Origin of the sequence: Marinithermus hydrothermalis DSM 14884, from assembly GCF_000195335.1 — a bacterium.
Classification (GTDB): domain Bacteria; phylum Deinococcota; class Deinococci; order Deinococcales; family Marinithermaceae; genus Marinithermus; species Marinithermus hydrothermalis.
The window spans coordinates 1,058,021-1,076,421 of sequence record NC_015387.1 but is presented as its reverse complement, the minus strand read 5'-3'; the positions used below and the strand labels follow the sequence as shown (position 1 = coordinate 1,076,421).

20 protein-coding genes, 1 pseudogene and 1 riboswitch are annotated in these 18,401 nt (G+C 66.3%); of the genes and pseudogenes, 12 read left to right on the top strand and 9 right to left on the bottom strand.

Features of this window, described 5'->3' with window-relative positions:
* Positions 1-3: 3 nt before the first annotated feature.
* The 3 genes from MARKY_RS05485 to tdh form a co-directional block, all read right to left on the bottom strand.
* Positions 4-615 carry a ComF family protein gene (locus tag MARKY_RS05485; protein ID WP_013703885.1) on the bottom strand — a complete coding sequence of 204 codons (612 nt, stop codon included), beginning with the start codon at positions 613-615 and terminating at the stop codon, positions 4-6.
* On the bottom strand, positions 602-1,594 hold the full coding sequence (mtnA, locus tag MARKY_RS05480; protein WP_041658294.1) for an S-methyl-5-thioribose-1-phosphate isomerase: 993 nt from the start codon (positions 1,592-1,594) through the stop codon (positions 602-604). Before mtnA ends, MARKY_RS05485 begins: the two co-directional genes overlap by 14 nt.
* A gap of 63 nt (positions 1,595-1,657) precedes the next feature.
* Positions 1,658-2,698, bottom strand: coding sequence for an L-threonine 3-dehydrogenase (gene tdh, locus MARKY_RS05475; protein WP_013703883.1), 1,041 nt, complete (start codon positions 2,696-2,698; stop codon positions 1,658-1,660).
* A 64-nt stretch (positions 2,699-2,762) separates the two neighbouring features.
* Here tdh and MARKY_RS05470 point away from each other — a divergent pair, with 64 nt between their 5' ends.
* The 8 genes from MARKY_RS05470 to MARKY_RS05435 all read left to right on the top strand — a co-directional run bounded on the left by MARKY_RS05470 (position 2,763) and on the right by MARKY_RS05435 (position 9,428).
* A complete protein-coding gene (locus tag MARKY_RS05470; RefSeq protein WP_013703882.1) occupies positions 2,763-3,500 on the top strand; it encodes a YebC/PmpR family DNA-binding transcriptional regulator in 738 nt (245 codons plus the stop codon).
* Between the two features lie 8 nt (positions 3,501-3,508).
* Complete coding sequence (gene ruvC / locus MARKY_RS05465; protein ID WP_013703881.1) at positions 3,509-4,000, top strand: crossover junction endodeoxyribonuclease RuvC; 492 nt, start codon at positions 3,509-3,511, stop codon at positions 3,998-4,000.
* A gap of 159 nt (positions 4,001-4,159) precedes the next feature.
* Positions 4,160-5,479 (top strand): hypothetical protein, encoded by a 1,320-nt coding sequence (locus MARKY_RS05460; RefSeq protein WP_013703880.1) that lies wholly within the window; start codon positions 4,160-4,162, stop codon positions 5,477-5,479.
* A 9-nt stretch (positions 5,480-5,488) separates the two neighbouring features.
* Positions 5,489-6,073 (top strand): hypothetical protein, encoded by a 585-nt coding sequence (locus MARKY_RS05455; protein WP_013703879.1) that lies wholly within the window; start codon positions 5,489-5,491, stop codon positions 6,071-6,073.
* A 61-nt stretch (positions 6,074-6,134) separates the two neighbouring features.
* Positions 6,135-6,218: riboswitch (cyclic di-GMP riboswitch) on the top strand.
* A 54-nt stretch (positions 6,219-6,272) separates the two neighbouring features.
* Positions 6,273-6,839 carry a hypothetical protein gene (locus tag MARKY_RS05450; protein WP_013703878.1) on the top strand — a complete coding sequence of 189 codons (567 nt, stop codon included), beginning with the start codon at positions 6,273-6,275 and terminating at the stop codon, positions 6,837-6,839.
* A gap of 170 nt (positions 6,840-7,009) precedes the next feature.
* A complete protein-coding gene (modA, locus tag MARKY_RS05445; RefSeq protein WP_013703877.1) occupies positions 7,010-7,759 on the top strand; it encodes a molybdate ABC transporter substrate-binding protein in 750 nt (249 codons plus the stop codon).
* The gene (gene modB, locus MARKY_RS05440; protein ID WP_013703876.1) at positions 7,756-8,427 is read left to right on the top strand and encodes a molybdate ABC transporter permease subunit; all 672 of its coding nucleotides are present in this window, start codon (positions 7,756-7,758) and stop codon (positions 8,425-8,427) included. Before modA ends, modB begins: the two co-directional genes overlap by 4 nt.
* Positions 8,388-9,428, top strand: a complete 1,041-nt coding sequence (locus MARKY_RS05435) for an ABC transporter ATP-binding protein (protein WP_013703875.1) — start codon at positions 8,388-8,390, stop codon at positions 9,426-9,428. Before modB ends, MARKY_RS05435 begins: the two co-directional genes overlap by 40 nt.
* Here the strand turns inward: MARKY_RS05435 and tatA are convergent.
* The 5 genes from tatA to minD are packed head-to-tail and all read right to left on the bottom strand — an operon-like array spanning position 9,380 to position 12,434.
* Positions 9,380-9,553, bottom strand: coding sequence for a twin-arginine translocase TatA/TatE family subunit (gene tatA, locus MARKY_RS05430; protein ID WP_013703874.1), 174 nt, complete (start codon positions 9,551-9,553; stop codon positions 9,380-9,382). The genes MARKY_RS05435 and tatA overlap by 49 nt on opposite strands.
* Positions 9,550-10,305, bottom strand: a complete 756-nt coding sequence (locus MARKY_RS05425; protein WP_041657849.1) for a sulfite exporter TauE/SafE family protein — start codon at positions 10,303-10,305, stop codon at positions 9,550-9,552. The genes tatA and MARKY_RS05425 overlap by 4 nt, the downstream gene beginning before the upstream one ends.
* Positions 10,306-10,327: 22 nt before the next feature.
* Positions 10,328-11,407 (bottom strand): rod shape-determining protein RodA, encoded by a 1,080-nt coding sequence (gene rodA / locus MARKY_RS05420; RefSeq protein WP_013703872.1) that lies wholly within the window; start codon positions 11,405-11,407, stop codon positions 10,328-10,330.
* Complete coding sequence (minE, locus tag MARKY_RS05415) at positions 11,404-11,631, bottom strand: cell division topological specificity factor MinE (RefSeq protein ID WP_013703871.1); 228 nt, start codon at positions 11,629-11,631, stop codon at positions 11,404-11,406. Before minE ends, rodA begins: the two co-directional genes overlap by 4 nt.
* A complete protein-coding gene (gene minD, locus MARKY_RS05410) occupies positions 11,631-12,434 on the bottom strand; it encodes a septum site-determining protein MinD (protein WP_013703870.1) in 804 nt (267 codons plus the stop codon). Before minD ends, minE begins: the two co-directional genes overlap by 1 nt.
* Positions 12,435-12,578: 144 nt before the next feature.
* On the opposite strand from minD, the gene MARKY_RS05405 reads away from it, so the two are divergent.
* The 3 genes from MARKY_RS05405 (at position 12,579) to MARKY_RS05395 (ending at position 15,882) form a co-directional block, all read left to right on the top strand.
* Entirely contained in the window at positions 12,579-13,904 is a 1,326-nt protein-coding gene (locus MARKY_RS05405; RefSeq protein WP_013703869.1) for an acetyl ornithine aminotransferase family protein, read from the top strand.
* Between the two features lie 76 nt (positions 13,905-13,980).
* Complete coding sequence (locus MARKY_RS05400) at positions 13,981-15,309, top strand: NCS2 family permease (protein WP_013703868.1); 1,329 nt, start codon at positions 13,981-13,983, stop codon at positions 15,307-15,309.
* An 84-nt stretch (positions 15,310-15,393) separates the two neighbouring features.
* Positions 15,394-15,882, top strand: a complete 489-nt coding sequence (locus MARKY_RS05395; protein ID WP_013703867.1) for a flavodoxin family protein — start codon at positions 15,394-15,396, stop codon at positions 15,880-15,882.
* Positions 15,883-16,986: 1,104 nt separating this feature from the next.
* Here the strand turns inward: MARKY_RS05395 and MARKY_RS05390 are convergent.
* Positions 16,987-18,086, bottom strand: a pseudogene (locus MARKY_RS05390) (transposase).
* 119 nt (positions 18,087-18,205) lie between these two features.
* Between MARKY_RS05390 and MARKY_RS11790 the strand changes: the two are divergent.
* A complete protein-coding gene (locus tag MARKY_RS11790; protein WP_148230406.1) occupies positions 18,206-18,388 on the top strand; it encodes a hypothetical protein in 183 nt (60 codons plus the stop codon).
* Positions 18,389-18,401: the final 13 nt, after the last annotated feature.

The window sequence follows — 18,401 nt, the reverse complement described above, 5'->3', positions numbered from 1 at the left end:
GGATTATACGGGAGTCAACCCGGCGGCTTTGGGGTTCCGCACCGCAATGACCGCGCCGTACACGCGGCGGGCCCCGGCCCGCGCTAGGGCGTCGCGGGCACGCGCGAAGGTCGCGCCGCTCGTCCACACGTCATCCACGAGGAGCCAGTCCCCCCGCACCGGCGCGGCCCGAAAGAGGTCCGGGGGCAGGTTCGCGCGCTCCTGAGGAGCCCTTCGGGTCTGGGAGGGAGTGTACCGCGCGCGCCTTAGGACCGGGACGTAGGGGCGCTCGAGGACCTCAGCCACCGCTTGGGCCAGGACCTCCGCCGGGTTGTACCCGCGCCGCAAGCGCCGCCAGACGAGGGTAGGCACCGCGGTCACCGCGGTGATCTCCCATCCGGCTTCGTGCACCCCGCGCGCAAGGACTGGCGCCAGCACCCGCGCGACCTCCCGGTAGCCGCGGTACTTCAAGGCCCGCACCGCCCCACCCCACCGGGCGTAAGTTCCGAGGAAAACCAGGTGACCGCGTCGCCTAGGGGCGAGGGCTTTCCGGCAAGCGGTGCACAAACCGGCCGCGTCCAAGCCCCGGCCGCACCCGGGGCACGCGATCCCTAGCAGCGCTTCAATCCAGCCCAAGCGCCCTCCCAAGCGCTTCGTCAAAGGGCGGGTACAGCACGCCTTTCTCGGTCACGATGCCCGTAATGAGGGCATGGGGGGTCACGTCGAAGGCCGGGTGCCGCGCGGGGAACCCCTCCGGAGCGATGGGCACGCCGCGCACCGTAGTGACCTCCTCAGGGCTGCGTTCCTCAATGGGGATGTCCGCCCCGGTCTTTAGGGCGGGGTCCACCGAACTCAACGGCAGCGCGGGGTAGAAGGGAATCCCGTGGTGGCGCGCGAGCACCGCGAGACCGTAGGTGCCGATCTTGTTCGCAAAATCCCCGTTCATCGCCATGCGGTCGGTGCCCACGATGACCGCGTCCACCTCGCCCTGCTGCATGAGGTACGCGGCCGTGTTGTCGGTGATGAGCGTGGCCGGCACCCCGGCCTTTTGCAGCTCCCACGCGGTGAGGCGCGCCCCTTGCAGGTACGGCCGGGTCTCGTCCACCCACACGTGGGTGATCCGCCCCTGCCGCCAGGCCTCAATGATCGCGCCGAGCGCGGTCCCGTACCCGCCCGTGGCGAGCGGGCCGGTGTTGCAGTGCGTCAGGACCTGCCCCCGCAAAAGCGCCGCGCCGTTACGGCTGATCGCGCGCTCCGTCTCCTCCACCTCACGCCAGATCGCGCGTGCCGTCTCGAGGGCCTGCTCGAGGCTTCCCCAAGCGGGCCGCATCCTGTCGAGGGCGTAGAACAAGTTGACCGCGGTGGGGCGGCTTTCACGCAAGCGGGCGTCCGCTTCGGCCAGCGCCTCCCCCGCGAGGTGCGCGAGCACCATGCCGTAAGCTGCGGTCACGCCGATGGCCGGCGCGCCCCGCACCACCATGGCGCGGATCGCTTCCGCGGCCTCGCGGGCGGTCTTTACGGGGACCCAGACCTCCTCGAAGGGCAGCTTGCGCTGATCCAAAAGCCAAAACGTCGCCTCGGCCTCGTCGAAACGAAAGGGCAGCACGCGTTCCACGCCCATAGCCTAACAAAACAGGCGGGGGAGCACCCGAAAGCCCCCCGCGCCTGGGGTCAGGGGCTAGGCTTCCCGAGGGTAGAGCACGACCTTGACCGCCTGGCCCTGCTGCAACCGCGCAAAAGCCTCCTCAAAACGCGCGATCGGGTAGGTGTGGGTGAGGAGCGGCTTCAGATCCACCCGTTCCGAGTAGACCAGGGCCGTGCCCTGCATCCAGGTCTGCCACAACCGGCGCCCCGCGATGCCGTACGCGGTGATGCCGCGCATCACAAGCTCACCGGCCAGGTCGAACGCGATGGGGTCGGACGGAATCCCCAGAATGCGGGCTTCCCCGCCGGCCATGAGGGCCTGCAGCCCCTGGTGGATCGCCTTCTCGTTCCCGGAGAACTCCAAGAGCACCTCGACGCCGTTGCCGCCGGTGAGGTCCTTCACCACCCGCACGGGATCCTCCTCCAGGACGTTCACCACCCGGTCCGCGCCCAGCCGCTCCGCGAAGGCCAGGCGGTAGGGGTTCACGTCCGTCGCGATGATGGGCCCGGCCCCCGAGGCCCGCGCGATCGCCACGGCCATCAAGCCGATCGGTCCACATCCCGTGATCAGCACGCTCCTCCCCGAAACCCCGCTCCCGGCGTACACGGTGTGCACCGCGTTGCCAAAAGGCTCCAGGATCGCAGCTACCTCAAACGGCAGGTCAGGAGGGTTGACCCAGGCGTTCTCCGCGGGCACGACCACGTACTCCGCGAACCCACCGTCACGGTCCACGCCAAGGATCTGGGTGTTGAGGCAGACGTGGTAGTTCCCGGTCCGGCAGGCCGCGCAGTTATGGCAGACCACGTGACTCTCGAGGCTCACGTGATCCCCCACCCTGGGGTGGGTCACCCCCGGCCCCACGGCCTCCACCACCCCGGAGAACTCGTGCCCGATCACTAGGGGGGGGCGCATGCGAGACGCGGCCCAGTTGTCCCAGTTGTAGATGTGCAGGTCCGTGCCGCAGATGGAGGCTGCCTCGACCCGAACCAGGATCTCGCCAGGCCCGGGCGTGGGCGGCTCCACTTCCTTAAGCTGCAAACCCGGTCGAGGAGCGTCCTTAAACAGTGCACGCATAGCCGGCTTAAGGATACCAGGCCGAGCGACTATAATGGGGAATGCTGAAGACACGAGGTGAGGTATGGCCGGTCACAGTAAATGGGCACAGATCAAACGCAAGAAGGCAGCCAACGACGCCAAGCGCGGCAAAATGATCACCAAGCACCTGCGGGCCATCCAGGCCGCGGCCCGCGCGGGCGGCTCCCCCGACCCCGCCGCCAACGTGCAGCTCAGAAACGCCATCGAGGCCGCCCGTCGTGACGACGTTCCCCAGGACAACATCGACCGCCTGCTCGCCAAGCTGCGCGGCGAAGGGGAAGGCGCCACCCAGTACGAAGAGATCGTGTACGAAGGGTACGCCCCCGGCGGTGTCGCCCTCTTGGTGTACGCCCTCACCGATAACCGCAACCGCACCGCAGGCGAGGTGCGCCACGTCTTCACCAAGCACGGCGGGTCGCTCGGCGCAAGCGGCGCGGTCGCCTGGCAGTTCGAACGCCGCGGCCTAATCGTGCTCAAAGACACCAGCGACGCCGCGCAGGAAGCAGCCATCGAGCTCGGCGCGGTGGACCTCCTGGAGTCGGAAGGGGTCCTCGAGGTCTACACCGAACCGACCGAGGTCTACGCGGTCGCGAAGGGCCTCGAGGAACGCGGGTTCCGCGCCGAGTCGGTGGAGATCACCATGCTGCCGCAGAACACCGTGCGCCTCTCTGATGAAGAGGCCCAAAAGGTGCTGCGCATGATCGACGCGCTCGAGGACCTGGACGACGTACAGAACGTGTACAGCAACCTGGACCTCGAGGGCGTGAGCGTCGAGGCGTAACCCCTCGGATGATCGTTCTTGGTGTGGACCCCGGGATCACGAACATGGGCCTGGGGGTCGTGGAGGGAGACGGTCCCAAGGCGCGCTTTTTGCACGGCGAGCTGGTGCGGACGCGCCACGGGGAGCCGGCCCCTAAACGGGTGGGGCGCATCTACCGCGCCGTGCGGGGGGTGCTCGAGGCGTACCGGCCGGAGGCCGTGGCGGTGGAGGGGCAGTACTTCTACCGCCAGAACGAGCTGGCGTACCGCGTGGGGTGGGCGATGGGGGCGGTGCTCGTGGCCGCGGACGAGGCGGGACTTCCCGTGTTCGCGTACGGCCCCATGCAGGTCAAGCAGGCCCTCGTGGGAACCGGACGCGCCGATAAGGCGCAGGTCGCGTACATGGTGCGGGCCATCCTGAACCTCCGGGAGGCCCCCAAGGTCAGCCACGTGGCTGACGCGCTCGCCATCGCCCTGACGCACCTCGCGCACCTCAGGACCGGCGCGACTTCCTCGATGTAGCGCGTGGCCGGGCCTTAGAACGCGGCTGTTCGGCGCCGCCAACCCCGTGCTTGGCAAAGGTAACCTCGCCAGGCACGGGGTTTTCAACGCGCACCTCCTCCGATAAGCTGAGGTTGGTTAGAAGAAGTACAGCACAAAGCCATTCATGAGGTACAGACTATGAAACGAACCGTGATCCTCACGATCCTCGCCTTAAGCGGACTGGGTTGGGCCCAAGGCGTGCGCAGCTTAGGAATGGGCGGGGTGACCCTTCCGGGCCCCTGGGCCGCCCCCCTGAACCCAGCCTACGCGGCCTTACCGGGAGACGCGACCAGCAGCGTCGCGGCGACGCCGCTCCCCCTGGGGCTAGTGAACCTGGTGCTGCGCCCGGAAACCAACCCCTTCACCTTCTTCACCAACCGAACCGTCTTCAAAAACAACTTCGACGCGCTCGCCTTCTACGACCAGGTGAGCCGCCCCTACGAGTTCCTCATCAACCCCGCGCAAAGCCCCAGCGAGGTGGTGTTCGAAGTCAGCGCGGACGGCGTGCGGCTCACGGACGGCGACGGCACCCCGCTCAGCCTCGAGTTCACCAGCACGCCCAGCCACACCCCCTCCACCCACCTCACCCCCCCTCCCTTCCTGCGGTTTCCCGTCCCGCTAGGGCTTCCCGGCCTCGAGCTCGAGCTCGGCCTGTTCGCGAGCGGCGGCAACCTCCGCTTCACACCGAGCGAAGCGTTGAAGACCGCTTTGGCCCAGGGGCAGTTCGAACCGAACACCACGTACACCCTGGACGGCACCGCCCAAGCCCAGGCGGGGGTTAACCTCGGCCTGAGTTACGCAGCAGCTCTCCCTCCCGTTCCGGGCTTTTCGGGGGATGTGGCGTGGGGCACCCGGCTCCAGGGGTTCTACGGGCTCGGGATGATCGACGCGACCGTCACGGCCCAAACCACCACCGACGCCAACCGCATCCCCAACGCCACGGAGTTCACCACCACCGCTTTTTACGCTTACCCCGGGCGCGGCTTCGGGTACGGCCTCCGCGCGGACCTCGGGCTTGCGGTGCGCACCGAGCAGGTAGAGCTGGGCGTCGGCGTACTGAACGCGGCGGGGTTCGTGCAGTGGAGCGGCGTTCGGGCCGAGATCACCCCCGACGGCACCCTGACCGAACAACCGGAGGTCCGAACGACCAGCGGCGCTGCTCCTTACGTCTTCGCGAACGCCGCGTACCGCATTCCCGTCGCCGAGGCCAGCACGGTGCTGGTAGGGGCGGACCTGGGGTTCGGCGAGACGATCCAAGGGCACGCGGGGCTCGAGTACGCCCTAGGCCCCTTCCGCATCCGCGGCGGGATCGGCTGGGAGGAAGCGTTCCGCTTCGGCGTTGGGGCGGGGTATCAGGCAAGCGGCGTCAGCCTCGACGCGGCGCTGACCACGCACCGAGCTCCCCTCACCGGGGATCCGGTGTACGGCATCGCGGTCAGCCTGGGGTTCGGGTTATAGGAGGGCACGATGCGGCGAATCTGGGTTCTTTTCTTCACGCTGGTCCTTACCCTGGTCGGGTGCAGCGGTAGCACCCTCACTACCCTCAAGGTCGACCTCGCCTCCTTCATCGCGGCCCAGGGGTTCGACTCGGGCGAGGTCAGCCCGGCATCCGGTACCGTGTACCTGCCCGCCGGCGAGGACGGCCGGGCGGACCTCCCGGACGGCGGGCAGCTCGTCCAGCTACCTTCCCTCGAGGTCCTGGAACGCGCAGCGATCACGGTACGGCTTAACCTCACGAACCAAGGCACGGCGAGCACGAGCTTTAGCATTGCGGTGTACATCGCGCCGGATTCGGAGTCCAACATCTACCAGGAAACCTACCGGGTAGGGCAAACGGCGCAACTCCTCCTCGCTGCCGGGGAGACGGGCCCTCTCGAGCTGGTCTTGGCGCTCTCGGAAACGGAGAACCTGGAAGCGTTTAACCGCGTGCGGGCTGGGCGTTTTCGGGTGGGGCTAAGGCTGGATAGCGGGGGCGGTACGGTAGCCTACACCGTCACTACGGCCGAGGTGTCCGTGAGCGGCCGGCTCTTCGCCTTGATTCCGGACGCGTAGCCTCCCCCGTTTGGGGGATACGCAAGGGGCCGGCCACGTGGTAGGGTAGCCATTAGGGGAAGCTTCCCCTAGCGGCGAGGAAGCCTGTCCTGTACGTGGGCGCCTGGGGCAGGTGGAGCCAGTGGCGCAACCGGCTAGGGGATCTTGTGTGCACACTGCCAGGGCGCCTGTCGCCCTGGCGCGTTTTTAGGGAGGGGGAATGCGGATGCGGAAGTTCTCACTTGCGATCCTGGTCATGGGCGCACTCAGCGCGTGCAGCGCTCTACCCATCACGGTCAACCTGCTGCCCTACCTGGGCACGGAAGCTTCCGGTACCTTCGCGTGGACGGTCGTCCCAGGCACGTGGAACATGGACCTGCGGTTACCCGACGACCAGGGGTTCTACGCGGACTTCAGCGGCGCGGAGATCCCGGTGAACTTCACCAGCGCCAGCCTGGACTACACAGTGGAACTGACCAAGACGCCCCCCGGCGGCCTTTCGGGAACCGTGACGGTCCAGGCTTACCTGGCGCCGGCCGCACCCAACGTGAACCTCTGGGAGGAAGCGTACAAGCTCGGTGACCCCCGAACCTTCGACCTCTCGACAGAACACCTCACCATCAGCGACCAAATCCTGCTGAACCCCGCGCAGCTCCAAGCGCTCAACGAAGGTACGCTGCGTTTCGGGATTCACCTCACGGGCGGCCCCGTCACCGCCACGACCCAAGGCGAGGTGTACTTCACCTACGAGATCACTCGACTTAACCTAAGCGTCACGCTGTTCTAAGCTCCGGTGGGGCTCCACAAAAGTACGCGCACGGTGAGGGAGCTCTCCTCGCCCCCTCACCGTGCGGTTCTTTCACCCCGCAGCACAAGGCATTCGTCCCTCTAACGCCGCGTATAATCTGGGTTGAACGCTCCCCCAACCCACGGGGGTGCACTCCGGAGGGGGCCGGCATGCGTCGAACGTACCTGATCCTAACCCTGCTGCTTTACGCTCACGCCTGGGCGCAACCCGTACGCGTTGCGGCGGCCTCCGACCTGCAGTACGCGCTCAAGGAGGTGCTCGAGGCCTTCCACCAACAACACCCCGAGATCCAGGTCGAGGTCACCTTCGGCTCCTCTGGAAAGTTTTACCAGCAACTCACCCAGGGCGCGCCCTTCGACCTGTACTTCGCGGCGAGCAGCAAGTACACCCGCCTCCTCGAGGCGGCCGGCCGGCTCGAGGCCGGTACGCGGGCCGTGTACGCGGTGGGCCGCCTCGTCGTCTGGGTGCCCAACCGGGTGGCGCTCGATCCGGAACCTCAGGGGCCGGCCGTGCTGCTGGACCCCCGCATCCGGCGAATCGCGATCGCCAACCCCCTGCACGCCCCTTACGGGGAGGCCGCGGTCAGCTTGCTCGAGCGGACCGGATTGTGGGAGGCGGTAAAACCCAAACTCGTGTATGGGGATAACGTATCGCACGCGGCGCAGATCGCACTCCAAGGGGCGGACGCGGGCATCTTCGCCCTCTCGCTGGCACGCAACCCAAACCTTTCCGGGAAGGGGCGGTTCTGGGTCGCTCCCCTGGAGGCACACCTCCCACTGGAGCAGGAGTACGCGATCATCCAAGGGCATGACCGACCCGCGGTGCGCGCCTTGTACGCGTTCGTGCAAACCCCGACGGCGCGACGCATCCTTGCAGAGTACGGGTTCCTCCTGCCATGACCGAGGCCCTTTGGCTCTCGCTCAAGCTGGCGTTTTCTGCGAGCCTGGTCCTGTTGGTGCTCGGTACGCCCGTCGCCTACCTCCTAGCCCGCAAGTCGTTCCGGGGTAAGGCGGCGCTCGAGACGCTTCTTCTCCTCCCCCTCACCCTGCCCCCCACTGTGCTCGGGTACTACCTCCTGGTGCTTCTCGCGCCGGAAGGCCCCATCGCGCGGTGGCTAGGCCTCGAGTGGGCCTTCCGGTTCGAGGGGATGCTGCTGGGCTCGGTGATCTATAGTCTTCCCTTCGTGCTCACAACCTACCGCGAGGCCTTCCGGAGCCTGGATGCGGACCTGCTACAGACCGCCCGTACCCTGGGGGCCTCGAGGCTGCGCGCCTGGCGGGAGGTCGGGCTGCCCCTCGTCTGGCCTGGCCTCGCCGCGGGCACGGTGTTGGCCTTCGCGCACACGCTGGGCGAGTTCGGCGTGGTCCTGATGATCGGAGGGAACATCCCCGGAGAGACCCGCGTGGCCAGTATCTACGTGTACGACCTGGTGCAGGCCCTGGACTTCGCGGAAGCTGGCCGTGTATCGCTCGTACTTTTAGCGCTGTCCTTCGCCCTGATCTACGCAACGCGTTTACTGGAGGCCCGATGGAGATCGCGTACACCCTCGAGCGCCCCACCCGCATAAACGCCCGCCTTACGGTACGGGGCTTGACCGTTTTGCTCGGCCCCTCCGGAAGCGGTAAAACCACGCTCCTCAAAGCCATCGCGGGACTCCTCCCCGCCCGCGGGCATCCCTACGCCGGCCTGCCTCCGGAGCGCCGGCCGGTCGGGTACATGCCGCAGCACTACGCGCTCTTTCCCCACCTCACGGCCCTGGAGAACGTCGCCTTTCCCCTCGCCCATCTCCCCAAATCCCAGCGGCAGGCTCGGGCGCTCGAGCGACTCGAGCAGGTGGGGCTCGCCGCACTCGCGGAGCGCTACCCCCACGAACTCTCCGGAGGACAACAACAACGGGTCGCCCTCGCCCGGGCCTTGGCCCGCGAGCCGGAGCTGCTGCTCCTGGATGAACCCACGAGTGCGTTGGACCTACCGACGCGCGAGGAGGTCCTTACTCACCTACTCCAGGTTGTGCACACGACCGGCATCCCCGCGCTGGTAGCTACGCACGACCCGTTTCTCGCGCAGGCCAGCCATCACCTCGCGGTTTTAGTGCAGGGACGGATCGTGCAGGAAGGCCCCGCGGAGGAGGTGTACGCGCGCCCCGCGACCCTCACGGTCGCGCGGCTGGTGGGCATGACGAACCTATTCCCTGCGCGGGTGCGGAGCATCACGCCCCCCTGGGCCTGGATCGACACCCCGGCCGGGCCGCTCCAGGTCGCCGCTCTTCCCTGGCTCACCCCAGGACAAACCGTATACTGGGGCATCCGCCCCGAAGAGGTGCAGGTCGCGCCCTTCGCCTCCCCCACCCCCAATCGTCTCCGGGGACGGCTCGCGCACCTCACGCGACAAGGTCTATTCATAAAAGCGCGTCTCGACGGCGCGGTGGAGCTAGAACTCCTGCTCCCCAGGCGCGCCGCGGACCACCTGCACCTTACCCCGGGAACGGAGCTCGAGGTGACCCTCGAGCCTCGGTACATTCACTTGCTGCCTTCGGACTTCTCCTCTGGCGCCCCTTCGTCCTCGTGAAGCCCGCGCTTAAACTCGCGTGCGGACTGCCCCAGCCCTCGAGCGAGCTCCGGGAGCTTGCGCGCCCCGAAGAGGAGCACCACGATGAGCAAGAGGATCAGAAGTTCCCAAATGCCTAGGTTCATCTTTGTTCTCCCCTCGTCCGGCTCCGCACGTACCGGGTACCGGTCCACAACAACACCAGGGCGAACACCCCTCTAAGTATACCCTCAGGGAGGCCAAGCGCGAGGCTGCCCCCAGCGTACGCCCCGACCGCGATCCCGGCGAGCAACCAAGGCGCGATCTCCCCGCGTACGTGCCCCAGTCGGTAGTGCGTCAGGGCTCCAACCCAGGCGGGTAAGATCATCGCAGCGAGGGAGGTGCCCTGCGCGAGTTGTTGGGGAAACCCTGCTCCTAACACAAGCGCAGGCACCATGACCGTACCTCCGCCGATCCCCAAGAGACCCGACGCAAAGCCGGCCAACGCCCCTGCAAAGAGCAGGATGATCGTGCTGAACGCGCCCGCGCCTCCCGCAGCCACATGGGGCAGGTGCTGTTTAAACGGCAGGAGCAACGCGGTCAGGATCAAAAACCCCCCGAATACCCGCCGTAGAGACAAGGGGTCCAGCCGCCTGGTGAAGCGCGCCCCTAAACGAGCGGTGAGCATCGCCGTGACCGTAAGCGCCGCCGCGCCGGCCAGATCCACGGCCCCAGCCTGCGCGTACGTCCCCCCCCCCACGAGCGCGGTCGCGCTCACCGCGAGGAGGCTGGTCCCGTGGGCCTCGTGCTGCCTGAGTTTGGACCAAGCCACCAGGAGGGGGACCATCACCACTCCGCCCCCAAGGCCAACCAACGCACCAAAAACGCCAGCGAGGAAGCCGATCGCGAAACCCGTCACGCTGTCAGTCTACACGGATCCCTTACACGTCCCGAAAACGGTCGCGGTACACCAGGAGAGCCAACCCCAAAGCCACATACGTGGACAGGAGGCTAGTCCCCCCATAACTCATCAGGGGTAGGGTAATCCCAGTGACCGGCGCGAGACCCAGGGTTACCCCAACGTTCACCAGGACCTGGAAGGCGATAAAGCTCAGCACTCCCCCGATAACCAGCCGGTCTCCCACGTGGATGACCTCAACCGCCATGACCGCCAAGCGGTAAAACAGCCCCGCGTACAGGAGGAGCAGCGTCACCGCGCCCACAAACCCCATCTCCTCCGCCAGTACCGAGAAGACGAAGTCGGTCTGCCGCTCGGGAATGAAGCCGAGCTGGGACTGGGTTCCTTCCCCGTATCCCTTGCCCCAGATTCCGCCCGAACCGATGGCGATCATGGACTGGATGACTTGAAACCCCGACCCGAGAGGATCCCGTGCGGGGTTCAGCACAACCAGGATGCGCTCCTGCTGGTACGGTTTGAGGTTCGGCCAAACCACGGTAGGCACCAGCACCCCCACAAGCCCCAAAGCGACCAGGATATGCTTGAGGGGTAACCCCCGGATGAACAGCATCCCCGCAACGATACCGGCCATCACCATGGCCCCGCCTAGATCAGGCTCCATCGCGGTCAAAAGGATCGGCGGCGCGGCGAGCAATAGCGGCGGGAGGTAATCCCAAACCCCTCTTAACTCTCGCCGATCTAAAAGCCGAGCGAGCGCTAGAATCAATGCGATCTTCGCGAACTCGGAGGGCTGAAACCGCAACGGCCCCAGCACGAACCAGGCCTTTGCCCCGTTCACCTCGCGTCCCCACACCAACACCAACGCGAGGAGGAGGAGCGAAAGCGCGTACAGGCCGTACGCCCAGCCCATCACTTGCTTGCGCCGAAACAGCTGCAATGCCACGGCGGCGATCCCCGCCACCCCCACAAACCCCACCTGCATCTGCCACAAGCGCGGCTCCGGAGCGGCGCTCGCCAGGTTTAATAGGCCCACCCCGGTCACGAGCAACACAAGCGCGACCAGGGTCCAGTCGTACAACGTCAAGGTAACGGCGCGCGTCATGAGCGCACGGGAATATCCGCCACCAGCACGACCCGCTCCCCGCGCTGCTCGAGGGAGACCTCAACCCCGTCCCGCTCCGCGGGGAAGTAACGGTGCAGCACCTCCAGCAAGTCCCGCTTCAACTGCTCCACCATGCCCGGGGAAAGGTGGGCGCGGTCGTACGCCAGGACGAGCTTCAACCGCTCTTTGACCTTTTCCTTGCTCTTTCTACGTCCCCAGAACATCACGCCCCCCCGAACAACCGCTTCAACGCCCCTAAAATCCCGCGGGTCGCCTCCATGTTAGGGAACGGCACCTCCTCCCCGCGAATCCGCCGGGCGGTATCCATAAAGGCCTTGGCCGCCGCCGAGGCGTTCTTTAAAACGAGGGGTTCCCCCACGTTCGTGGATACCAGGATCTGCTCATCCTCAGGGATGATCCCGATGGGTCTCAGCCCCAGGATCTCCAGGATGTCCTCGACCGAAAGCATGTCGCCTCGCCGCACCATATCCGGACGCAGGCGGTTGATCACCAAATAGTTCTCCCGCACCTCCCCGGCCTCCAAAAGCCCGATGATGCGGTCCGCGTCCCGCACCGAGCTGACCTCGGGGTTCACCACCACAAGCGCTCCATCCGCCGGAGCCGCTGCGGTTTGGAATCCCCGTTCGATCCCGGCCGGGGAATCGATCAACACCCGGTCAAACCCCTCCTCCTCCAAAAGGCGCCGCACCACCTCCCGAAACCGCTCCGCATCCAAAGCCTCCTTATCCCGCGTCTGCGAGGCTGGAAGGAGGTACAGGTTCTCCACCCGCTTGTCGCGAATAAGTGCCTGCCGCAGCTTGCACCGCCCCTCGAGGACGTCGATCAGGTCAAACACCACGCGCCCCTCGAGGCCCATCACCACGTCCAGGTTGCGGAGGCCGACGTCCACGTCGATAACCGCGACCTTCTCTCCCAGCCTCGCCAGGGCGGTGCCCACGTTCGCCGTGGTGGTGGTCTTCCCCACCCCGCCTTTTCCCGACGTCACAACGATCGCTCTTGCTTCCACGCCAACCCCCCCTCTTGTTCTGTTCCGTAGTATATCGGGATTATACCCGGACCCGTGCCCGATTCTCCCCGGTTCCGCGCTCATCTCGACCTTGGAAACACCCCGGTTTCTGGCTAAACTAGAGGCGCATGGAAAGGAGGCGGTATGTACACCCATAAGCGCCCTTTGATCCAGACCGAACTCCCCGGCCCCAAGGCCAAAGCCCTCCTCGAGCGCGACGCGAAACGCATGTCCACCTCGTATATCCGCCCCTTCCCCTTCGTTCCAGAAAAAGGTGAGGGGGCTTGGATCTGGGACGTGGACGGCAACCTATTCCTGGATGTGATGGCGGGCATCGCCGTGAACACCACCGGGTACGCGCACCCCCGCGTGGTTGAGGCGGTGCGTCGGCAAGCTGAAGCCTTCCAGCACGTGTGCTTCTCCGACTTCACCTCCGAACCGCAGCTCAGCCTGGCCGAGCGCCTGGTGGAAAAACTCGGCGGCGGGTACCGCGTGTACTTTGGCAACTCCGGCACCGAAGCGGTCGAAGCCGCGATCAAGATCGTTCGCTACCACACGCGTCGGCCGTACATCATCGCCTTCACCGGGGCCTTCCACGGACGCACCATGGGCTCCCTCTCCCTCACCGCCTCGAACAGCAAGTACCGCCGGGGCTTCGCCCCCCTCCTTCCCGGCGTGGTACACCTGCCCTTCCCTCACCCCTACCGTCCCCCGCTCGGCGCACCTCCCGAAGCTGCGGGCACGGCGGTGCTCGAGCACCTCGAGCACCTCTTCAAGACCAGCCTGCCGCCGGACGAGGTCGGTGCGGTGTTCATCGAGCCGATCCAGGGCGAGGGCGGGTACGTTGTGCCTCCAGAGGGCTTTCTGAAGGGGTTGCGGGAGCTCACGGAACGGCACGGCATCCTGCTGGTGGCGGACGAGGTGCAGACCGGGGCGGGCCGCACCGGGAAGTTCCTTGCCGTGGAGCACGAGGGGGTCCAGCCCGACATCGTGGTGCTCGCCAAGGGGTTGGCCTCCGGGTATCCGATCTCCGCGGTTCTCTTCCGAGAGGAGCTCTCCAGTTGGACGCCCGGCGCGCACGGCACCACGTTCGGGGGGCACCCGGTCGCAGCGGCAGCGGCGCACGCTACGCTGGACCTGTTGGAGGAGGGTTTGATGGAGAACGCCCGCGAGGTGGGGGCCTTCCTTCTGCGAGCGTTCGAGGAGCTTAAGGCCAAGTACCCTCGCCTGGGCGATGTGCGCGGCCGGGGCTTGATGATCGGCCTGGATTTCGTGAAGGACCCCGAGACGCGGGAGGAGGATCCGGAGCTTCGGGACCGCGTGGCGAACCGGGCGTTCGCGAAGGGGCTGCTGAACCTTCCTGCCGGTCCCAGCACGATCCGGATCGCGCCGCCTCTGATCCTGAGCCGGGAAGAGGCGCAGATCGCCGTGGAGATTCTGGACGAAGCAATCGCTGAAGCGCTTGTATAACGCCCCCTTCTAAACGTATAGTGCGTGTAGCCCCGCTGCGTTAGCCGCGGGGCCTTGCATAAAAAGGAGCGTAGCCATGGAAGCGACCACGGGGTACCTAGGTCAACTGGAACGGTTCTTTCGGGTGCGTGAGCGGGGCTCAACCCTCGCTACGGAGATTCGTGCGGGCGTGACGACCTTCCTCACGATGGCCTACATCCTGTTCGTCAACCCGCAGATCCTTTCCGCCGCGGGTATGCCCGCCTCGGACGTAGCGATCGCTACCGCGCTCGCCTCGGCCGTGGCCACGTTGGCTATGGCGCTGTACGCGAACTTTCCCTTCGCGCTGGCTCCCGGCATGGGCCTGAACGCCTACTTCACCTTCGGGGTCGTGAAGGGAATGGGGGTGGACTGGCCGGTCGCCCTCACCGCGGTGTTTATCGAGGGGCTGCTCTTCTTGGCTTTGGCGTTCGGCGGGATCCGCACCGCGATCATTAACGCTATTCCCCTCTCGCTGAAAGCCGCGACCACGACCGGCATCGGGTTGTTCCTGGCGATCATCGGGTTTCAAAACGCGGGCCTCGTAGTGGATCACCCGGCTACCCTGGTCGGCTTGGGGAACCTGCGCGATCCCGCCGTCCTGCTCTCCCTGGCCGGCCTGATCCTGATCGGGGTGCTGCTCTCCCGCCAGGTGCGGGGGGCCGTCCTGGCCGGAATCCTTGTAGTCACCGTCGTGGCTTGGGTTACGGGGCTCGCGCCGGCTCCGGAGCGCATCTTTGGCCTGCCTTCCTTCCCCCAGGAAACCCTGTTGGCCTTTGACTTCTCCAACATCCTCTCCGGAGCCCTCCTCACCGTGATCCTCGCGTTCCTGTTCGTGGACTTCTTTGACACGGCGGGCACGCTGATCGGGGTGGGGCGCCTGGCTGGGTTCGTGAACGCGCGCGGCGAACTGCCCGGCGCGGATCGAGCCTTCGCTGCCGACGCGGCCGGTACCACCGTCGGGGCCATGCTGGGCACGAGTACGGTCACGACGTACATCGAATCGGCCGCGGGGGTGGAGGAAGGCGGGCGCACCGGCCTGACGGCCCTGACGGTCGCGCTGCTCTTCTTGCTCTCGCTCTTCTTCACCCCGCTGTTCATCGCGGTACCGGCCATCGCCACCGCCCCCGCGCTGATCGTGGTGGGCGTGCTGATGATGCAGGGGGCCCGGGACCTTGACTGGTCGCGCATGGACGAGGCCCTGCCCGCCTTCCTCACGATCGTGATCATGCCGTTCACCTTCTCCATCGCGAACGGGATCGCGGCGGGCATCGTGACCTTCGTTGCCCTGAAACTGCTCTCGGGGAAAGGGCGCGAGGTACACCCGATCATGTACGTCCTGGCGGTACTCTTGGCGCTGTACTACGGGTTTATCCCCCACGGGTAAACCCGCGCGCAGCTGCTCCAGGAGGGGTCCAAGGGGAGTTGCGCTCGGCATGCTAAAATAGATTGCGTAGACTGAGGTGATAGCATGCCGATCAACATCTTGGGCCTAAACGGTTCGGCAAGAGTTGACGGCTGGACGGCAGCGCTTTTGGACCTCATCCTGGAGCATGCCGCAAAAGCAGGCGCTCGAGTCGAACGGCTGGATCTGGTGCGCCACCCGTTTCCTTTTTGCGTCGGGAACTACTCGATGGAACCCAGCGCGTGCGGCCCGAACGAGTGTACCCAGGGCCCCTGGGACGGGTTCGGTAAAATCGCGGAACGCCTCTTCTGGGCGGACGCGGTGGTCTTCGCCACTCCCGTCTACTGGTACGGGCCCTCCGCGCGCATGAAGGCCCTGATCGAACGCATGACCTCCCTGGAGAACAAGGGGCTCCTGCTGGCGGGCAAACCCATGGCTCTCGCCGCGGTCGCCGAGGAAGACGGCGCCGCTCACGCCATGGCCCAGCTGGCCACCCCCCTCAACTACATGGGGTTCTCCCTCATCCCCATGGGGTCATGTAAAAAACTCGGTTGAGTAAGAGGGGAGCCCTTAGTCTGGTTCTGCCATGAAGCCGACTGAGGACTCCCCGAGCTCCATCGTACCCTGTCCCCACTGCGGAGCCACCCGTGAGGAGAGCGGGGGCTACCGCAGACGCAAGCTGCGCACCTTTCGGGGCATCCAGGAAGTCAGAGTCAAACGGATCCGCTGCGCCCAATGCAAGCGCCAGAAACGAGCTCTCTACCCGGAGGACTGCCCTAGAAGCCGCTGGTACGCGATCTCCATCCAGGAGCACTTCCTCATCCTCGCAAGCCATCGCGCCCCTGAAAGCGTCCAAAACGATCTCGCCAAGAACCTGGGCTTCCCCCTCACCCGTCCCACCCGCCTCCGCTGGCTCAGGTCCGCGGGGGCCAGGGCCAAACGGCTCCTTCAGCGGGAGAACCGTCTTCTCCGAGGGCGGGTGTACTGGGGGAGTGTGGATGAATGGGCCTTTGGCCGGGGCCCCAAGGGGTACGGGTACCTTTACTTTGAGGCTTGGACGGGTTGCCCGCTGTGGGGAGACCTTGGCCATCGGCGGCGTTACGAGCGGGTGCGGGAGCTCCTTTGGAGGTTACCTCCAAGGCTGGGGGTGGTTTCGGACGGGGCGCAGGAGGTAGGGGAGGCGTTGGGCTGGTTGGGGCGGAGGCTGCTTTGGGCCCGGTGCGCTTTCCACCTGATGCGGGAGGTACGGGCCAAGGTGGACCGGAAGGCGTGGGGGGAGATACGGGAGGGTCTGAGGGTGCTGCGGGGGCTTGGGCCTGGGGAGAGGGAGGCGTTCTTTTGGAAGGAGCTTCTGCCCCGGTGGGGTAAGGCCTTGGGGGGCTGGGTGCGGGCTTGGGAGGGGTTGCAGGAGGCTTGGGGGGCCGAGGTACCGCCTCCTTGGACAAACAACGTGGCGGAGGTAGGGCATGGGCGATTGTGGCGGCGGCGCAGGCGGAGGGTGTTGCGGAGCCTGGAGGTGGGGGAATCCTGGTTGATGGTGGGGCTTTACCGGATGCGGCATCGGCGGATTGGGGAAAAGAGCCCCTGGGAAAGGCTTACGGGAACTCTTTCCCCAGAGTGCTGGTGGAGGCCCCTGGTGGGGAGGATAAAAGGGTCAACTCAAAACTTGCACCTCCCGCATATCCCGCATAAACCTTCACCCCCTCCCCCCGGCGGCCAGAGACCCAGGGCATAGAGCTCCCGCAGGGCGACCTGCACCACGAGCTCAGGCAAGAGAACCCGCGCCGCCCGCTCCCTGGCCTCCCGCCAGCTTCCTTCCCCTCCATGCCCACCCAGTGGGCCAACAGGTAGGCCAGAAGGGAAAGCACCAGAAAACGGTGCACCCCCAAAGCCGTCCGCTGCCCAAACTGCCCCAGGGAGAACTCGCTTTTCGCGGCGCGGAAGAAGTGCTCTATGGCAAACCGCCTCTTTCCCCAAGTGAGCGCCGTCCGGGGCGTGGCGGGAAAGGTGGCCACCACGTACCGCCACTCCCAGCCCCCTTGGGGCAGGGGGTAGCGGTACCAGGCCACCCAGACCGGGAAGGAAAGCCCCCAAAGGTAGACCCGGCTCCCCTGCCGCCTGAGGTCCCCAAGCCTCCCCCCTTCCCGCAGCCTCCGGTCCCGCCGCATCCCCACCACCGCTTCAAAACCCAACCGCTTCACCCCGAAAAGGAACCAGGTGGTGCCAAAGGCCGCATCCGCGGCCACCCGTATCCGGAAGGCCCGGCGCATCCAGGGGGGCAGAGAGGCCAGGAGGCTTAGGGCCAGGCGGGAGAGGGCCTTCTCCCCCTTGCCCCGCCAGAGGCGGTAGGCCCAAGGGATGCGGAGGTCTCCGTAGACGAGGTAGAGGACCACCAGATGGAGTCCCCACTTGCCGTGAAAAAAGGAGAGGGGCAGGGCCTGGAAACGGCCCCGCTTCTCCAGAGTGACTAGGTCCAGGACCACCAGGAGACGGGGCTTGGGGCCTTTTTTCTTTCTGGCCCGGTCCAGGGCTTTCTCGGCCTCTTTTCTTGCCAGGCGGATGAGAGCGCGGGTGGGCCAGGGGTAGCGGTTGAGGAAGCGAGAGAGGGCGGAGGGGGACTTGACCTGGCTGTGCTGGGGTCTGGCCTTGCCGTGGCCGTGGAGGAGGAGCAAGAGCAGGGCCTTGAGGGATTCCTGGAGGTGGGGGCTTGGCAAAAGGGCCAGGAGGGTCCAAAGTAGGGACAGGGCCGCTTGGGTCATGGCACCCGTCATCAGACGGGAAACCAGCGGCCCCTTTCAAGTGGTCCTGGCGCATAGGTATCCCCAGGGTGCATAAGTGCAAGTTTTGAGTCAACCGACTTTTTTACATGAGTCTCCCCATGGGAATGGTGTACACCCACCGACGCGGGCGCAGCAGCGTCCACGAGGACCCCGAAGCCCTCAAAGACGCCGCACGCATCGGGGCGAACCTCGTCAAGGCCGCCGAGCTCGTGCACCGCTCGAACTGGGACTGGGAGCACGCCCGCCCCGAGCATCCCAACCGCATCGCCCGCAGCTCCTAACCCCTCCAAAACC